6 protein-coding genes are annotated in these 5,469 nt (G+C 69.9%); all 6 read right to left on the reverse strand.

Annotated features, from left to right (window positions below; all coding sequences use genetic code 11):
• Nucleotides 1–46: 46 nt before the first annotated feature.
• The 6 genes from AC07YH_RS26510 to AC07YH_RS26535 all read right to left on the reverse strand — a co-directional run bounded on the left by AC07YH_RS26510 (nucleotide 47) and on the right by AC07YH_RS26535 (nucleotide 5,360).
• Nucleotides 47–964, reverse strand: a complete 918-nt coding sequence (locus AC07YH_RS26510) for a DUF4198 domain-containing protein (protein WP_494749876.1) — start codon at nucleotides 962–964, stop codon at nucleotides 47–49.
• A gap of 8 nt (nucleotides 965–972) precedes the next feature.
• On the reverse strand, nucleotides 973–1,491 hold the full coding sequence (locus AC07YH_RS26515) for a DUF2271 domain-containing protein (protein ID WP_494749877.1): 519 nt from the start codon (nucleotides 1,489–1,491) through the stop codon (nucleotides 973–975).
• Between the two features lie 10 nt (nucleotides 1,492–1,501).
• Nucleotides 1,502–2,131, reverse strand: a complete 630-nt coding sequence (locus AC07YH_RS26520; protein WP_494749878.1) for a PepSY-associated TM helix domain-containing protein — start codon at nucleotides 2,129–2,131, stop codon at nucleotides 1,502–1,504.
• Nucleotides 2,132–2,240: 109 nt separating this feature from the next.
• Nucleotides 2,241–4,196, reverse strand: coding sequence for an HWE histidine kinase domain-containing protein (locus AC07YH_RS26525; protein ID WP_494749879.1), 1,956 nt, complete (start codon nucleotides 4,194–4,196; stop codon nucleotides 2,241–2,243).
• 94 nt (nucleotides 4,197–4,290) lie between these two features.
• Nucleotides 4,291–4,974: a 2OG-Fe dioxygenase family protein gene (locus AC07YH_RS26530; protein ID WP_494749880.1), complete on the reverse strand. Its 684-nt coding sequence runs from the start codon at nucleotides 4,972–4,974 to the stop codon at nucleotides 4,291–4,293.
• A complete protein-coding gene (locus AC07YH_RS26535) occupies nucleotides 4,971–5,360 on the reverse strand; it encodes a group III truncated hemoglobin (RefSeq protein WP_494623427.1) in 390 nt (129 codons plus the stop codon). Before AC07YH_RS26535 ends, AC07YH_RS26530 begins: the two co-directional genes overlap by 4 nt.
• Between the last annotated feature and the right edge of the window lie 109 nt (nucleotides 5,361–5,469).

Here is a 5,469-nt window from a genome sequence, read left to right on the forward strand (position 1 = left end):
CCCCCATCCCCAACCCTTCCCCCATCCAAGGGGGAAGGGAGTTAGCTTACGGCCGCTGGGCTTCGAGCGTGGCGGTGTAGCTGGCGCTGTAGCCGTCGCCGGTCAGGGCTGTGGCCGGACCTTGCTGGCCGCCGCCCATGCCACCGCCGGGACCGCCCGCCGGAGGAGCACCACCCGGAGCGCCGCCCGGACCGCCCGGACCCGGACCACGACCCGGCGTCGCGCCGGTGCGGACCGTGGCGTTGATCCAGTACATGCCGGCTTCCGGCAGGGTGAACTTCACGACGCCGTCGGCGCCGGTCTTCACCTTCATGTCGGGACGCGGGCTGTAGCGCGAGCCGCCCTCGGCGATCGTCACTTCCAGGTCAGAGGCGGGCTTGCCGTCGACCAGGAACTTGAAGCTGGCGGCCTCGCCGGCGACCAGGTCGTTGGGGTGGGTGATCGGCACGAGTTCGAGACCCTTGCCGGTCGGCTTGAAGACCTCGGTCGTCGGCTTGTCGCGGGTGACGAAGGCTTCGTTGCGGTTGAAGCTCTTGATGGTCTTCAGGTCGGCGGCGCCGGCCGGGACCTGCTTGGCGAAGTCCTCGGGGCTCCCGCGGAAGCGCTTCACTTCACCGTTCTCGGTGTAGCTGGCCATCACGCTCTGGGTGGCCGAGCCGATCTTCCAGGTGCCCGGCTTGGTCAGGGCCACGTCGAAGGTCGAGCGGTACTTGCCGGTCGCGCCGTTCTGGATCTTGTCGATCGCGCCGTCCGGGGCCGTGACCACCACGCCGTCCAGGCGCATGGGGTTGTGGTCCGGATAGAACAGCTCGTTGGACACGGCCGCGTCGAACGTCACCCAGACGTCGCCCGACAGAACGGTGGCCGACGGCACGAGCCAGCCACGGTGGGCCGAGGCGGTCATCGGCAGGGCGAGAGCCGCGACGCCGAGCGCGGCGGCCAGAAGGCGCTTCTTGAAGGTCATGGCTTTTCTCACTTCACGGAAACGGTGACGGCGCCCAGCTCGGACGCGCCCTTGACGGTGGCGGGCTTGCCGGCCTTGCCCCAGGTGAACGGGACGCGGACAGCCTCGTGGCCGCCGACTTCGCGCGCGGCTTCGACGACCAGGTTGTAGGCGCCGGGCTTGAGGTCCTTCAAAACGCCCTTGGCGCCGGAGAACACGACCTTCTGCGGGCCCGGCGCGCGCGTGGCGCCCGAGACGCCGTCGGCCGGGAAGCTCATCTCGCGGCCGGCCTTGCGCCACCACTGGCGCATGTCCTTCAGCCACTTGACGCCTTTGTCCTCCTTGGAGTCGGCGTCGTACCAGACGGCCAGGGTGCCGGCGGCGGTGCTGTCGGCCGGGTTCTCGATCCAGATCGAGACGTAGGGCTTGTGGTACTCGGCGACCGTCAGCTTCGGCACCTCGACGGTGACGTTCAGGTCAGCGGCCAGGGCCGGGGCGCCAGCGACAGCCGCGCCGGCGAAAGTCAGGAGAGAGATCGAACGCTTCACGGTGTCTGCCTCAGAGGTGGACGAAAAGGATGACGAGAATGACGGGCGCGGCCAGGCCCAGGCCGACCAGCGGCCAGGTCAGCGGCCGGGCGCGGGCGTGGAACTGCAGCAGGATCAGGCCGGTGATCGTGAAGATCACGCAGGCGGCGGCGAAGATGTCGATGAACCAGCCCCAGGCCTTGCCGGCGTTGCGGCCCTTGTGCAGGTCGTTGAGCAGGCTGACCGCGCCGCGCGTGGTCTTCTCGTGCTCGATAGCGCCGGTCTCGCGGTCGATCGAGACCCAGGCGTCGCCGCCCGGACGGGCCAGGGCGACATAGACCTCGTCGGCCGACCACTCGCCCTCGCGGCCCGCGACGTCGGCGCCGACGGCCTTGTCGAGGAACGGCTCCAGCTGGACGGGCAGGGGGCGCTTGCCCTCTTCCGGGCCCTTGGCCAGCAGCGCCAGGAGGTCGGCCGGCAGGGTCGCCTTGCGGCTGACCACCACGGGCTTGGCCTCGATCTGGCCGGCGTGGTTCAGGGTGATGCCGGTGATGGCGAACAGCAGCATGCCGATCAGGGACACGGCCGCGCTGATCCAATGCCACTGATGCAGCTGCTTCAGCCAGAAAGAGCGGCGATGCTGATCGGCGGCGGATTTCACGGCGTACTGACGAACCTTGGCGATGGAGGCTCGTCCTTACTTGAGAACGAATTGCAATTTCAAGCCACAAGACTCGGCTGGGGTCGCAACTGTCCGAAACTGAGGCGGCCTACTGCACCGAAGCCGGCGCGCCACGGGCCAAAGCCCCCAACAGGGCTGACGTCACGACGGGCTTCCTCAGAATGGGGCCGTCGTCGACATCGGGCTCCTGGTAGCCGGTCAGGTAAACGAACGGGATGCGGCGATGGGCCAGGGCGGCGGCCACCGGGGTGACCAGGCGGCCGCCCAGATTGACGTCCAGCAGGGCGCGGTCGATCGGCTGGTCGTCCAGCAGGTCCAGCGCCTCCTCGATCGTGCCGGCCGGGCCGACCACCTTGGCGCCGGCGGCGGTCAGCAGGCGGGCCAGTTCCATGGCCACCACGGCCTCGTCCTCGACCACCAGCACGCGCTGGTTCCGCAGCAGCGGGGTCTCGTCCAGGGTCAGGCCGGGGCGGTAGGCCGGGATGCTCTCGGCCGCGCGGGCCTGGGCGCCGGTCGGGATGTCGAGGCGGACCTCCAGGCCCTCGGGCCGCCAGTCCAGGGCCACGCGGGCGGCGGCCTGCTTGACCGCGCTCTCGATCAGGGTCGAGCCGAAGCCGCGCCGCTGGGGTGGAACGACCCGCACGCCGGCCGTCTCGCGCCAGACCAGATGCAGCGCGCCATCAAGGCCCCAGCTCCAGCTGACGGAGAGGCGGCCCTCCGGCCGCGCCAGGGCGCCGTACTTGGAGGCGTTGGTGGCCAGCTCGTGCAGCACCAGGGCCAGGGACTGGGCGGCCTGGGCGTCGATCAGGGCCGGCGGGCCGTCGATGACCAACTGCTCGGCGCTGTCGGCGCAGCGATAGGCGTCCAGCTCCAGCCGCAGGAGGTCGTGCAGGTCGACGCCGCTCCAGCGGGTGGTCGACAGCAGGCTGTGGGCGCGGGCGAGGGACCCGATCCGGCCCGACAGCGCCTCGACATACTGCGCCTTGTCGTGGAACGGCGTCAGCTGGGCCAGGGACTGGACCACGGCCAGCACGTTCTTGGCCCGGTGGTCGACCTCGCGGATCAACAGGCGCTCGGTCTCGACGGCGCGCTTGAGGGCCTGGTCGAGGCGGGCGCGTTCGCTGGAGGCCCAGATCAGTTCGGCGACGTCGGTGACGAAGGCGATCTCGTCCGCAGTCCAGTCGCGCGTCACGTCCTGGCAGACATAGATGTAGGCGGCCACGCGAGGACCCTTGACCAGGGGTGAGGTCAGGGCCGCGCCGATCCGCAGCGCCTTGTAGGCCGCCAGCACGTCCGGCGCCTCGGTGCGCTGGTCCTCGGCGGGATCTCGGATGACGATCGGCCGCCCGGCCTTCAGGTCCGCCACCATGTCCGGGCCGAAGTCGTCGAGCCTCTGACGCGAGCCGGCGATGGTCGGAAAGCCGTCCGCCACCCATTCGCCGACGATCAGCGCCTCGGCGCCCGCGGCGTCGACCTCGGCGAAGCCGGCGCGGGACGCGCCCAACTGCCAGGCGAGGACCTCGCAGGCCAGGTTGGCGATCATCTGGGCGTCGGTGGCTTCGCGCAATTGATGGCCCAGATCCAGCAGAGCCGTGCGGCGGCGCTCCTGGTGCAGCAGCCGGCCCAGCTCCGTCTCGTTGGTCTGGCGCGAGGCGGTGTCGGCGACCGTCAGGTGAAAGCCGCGCACCGCCCCGGTGTCGGAGACGTCGGGCGTGAACCTGGCCTCGACATGCAGCAGGCCGGCCATCTCGAATGCCATCTGGCCTTCGTACAGCACGGTCTCGCCGGACAGCACTCGATCGAGGAACGGCCGTATCCGGGCGTGGGCGGCGTCGCCGACCACCTCGCGCAGCGGCCGGCCCTCGATCTGGTCGCGCCGCAGTCCAAAGCGGGCCTCGTGGGCGCGGTTGGCGAAGCGGAAATAGCCCTCGGCGTCGATATAGGCGATCAGCGCCGGCGAGGCGTCGGCGACGGCGGCGGCGAACGCGTCCCGGGTGGAGGCGCGCGGCGTCGCTTCTAGAGGGCCATCGTCCGAGACGAACATGCGTGCGCGCGCATCCTTTTTCAGGGTGCGCCAACCTGTCACGCCGTTCGCCTCTGGGCATTGAGGCAAACGGTCGCAGCAATTCTGGCGCGAGTTAACCCTGTTCCACGCCCGCGTGCTGTCGGTATGTGACGACCAGCACATCGCGGACGGCCGGCGCCAGCGGATCGTGCGGCCGGATCGGGGTGACGCCGTGCAGCACGCGGTGGTCGTTCAGGAACACCGCATCACCGGGGGCGGTCAGGGTGAAGGAGCCGAAGCTCGTCCCGTCCGGCGCGAAGATGTCGGTGACGCCGCTGTCGACGTTCTGGCGATCCACCAGCATGACGATGACCCAGTCGACGCCGTCGCGGTGCGCGCCCTCGGGCGTCGGCTGGCCGGCCTCGCCCTCGCGAGCCTCGATGCGGAACTGGTGCAGCTCGACGTGCCAGGGGCCTTCACCGAAGAGATCGATGCCAGCACGGATGACGCCTTGCGTAACCGGGTGATCGGCGATGGCGTCGGTGACCGGTTCGAACCAGCGTTGCACGCCGCCGTTCAGCGGGTTGTAGTCGCGGCTCTGCCAGTGCGGCTGGTGCGGCTTGCGCTCGACCGCACCGGGTTGGGCGGCGAAGGCCGCGAACCGCCGGCGGCGATAGCGGCCGCCGTCGGCCATGAAGCCGTCCAGCGGCAGGTCGTTCCAGCTGTCGGCGAAGGTGGTCCAGTCCTCGGCGCCGATCAGGGCTTTGGTTTCGGCGGCCTCGAAGCGGATGAAGCCGTCCTTCTCCAGCCCGCTCAAGCGACCGCGTCCGGCTTGAAGAACACGCCCAGCTTCAGGCTCCGCGCGATGCGCTCGGCCTTCTGGCCCACGAGGGCGGCGCGCGGGGCGTCGAACAGCTCCACGCAGGTCTGATGGAAGAGGTTCAGCCAGGGCATGAACAGGCCCTCGGTCAGGTGCGGGATCTTCTGGTGCACGGCCACGGGCTGGCCCTTGTAGCGGCCCGTGGTGTTCAGCACCGACGACCAGAAGTCCTTCAAGGTCGCCATGTGCGCGGGCCAGCCATCAGGGCCGATGGCCTCCTCGAAGATCGGGCCCAGGCGGTGGTGCCGACGGACGCGGGCGTAGAAGGTCTCGACCAGGGTGTCGATCTCGGCGTCGGTGAACTGGGGGGGCGGTACGGCCATGGCGGGGAACATGGGCCTTCAGGCACCGGGACTGAAGTCCCGGTGCGGTAAAGATTGGCTTCGGATTCTTACTTAAGGTTCTCCTCCCCCGCTGGGGGAGGTGTCGGCG

The organism is Caulobacter sp. GW456-12-1-14-TSB4 (genome assembly GCF_059424195.1).

What these genes read in the sequence shown, in the direction of transcription:
- AC07YH_RS26535 (WP_494623427.1), bottom strand. Translation starts at nt 5,360, where the DNA reads ATGGCCGTACCGCCCCCCCAGTTCACCGACGCCGAGATCGACACCCTG.
- AC07YH_RS26525 (WP_494749879.1), bottom strand. Translation starts at nt 4,196, where the DNA reads ATGTTCGTCTCGGACGATGGCCCTCTAGAAGCGACGCCGCGCGCCTCC.
- AC07YH_RS26510 (WP_494749876.1), bottom strand. Translation starts at nt 964, where the DNA reads ATGACCTTCAAGAAGCGCCTTCTGGCCGCCGCGCTCGGCGTCGCGGCT.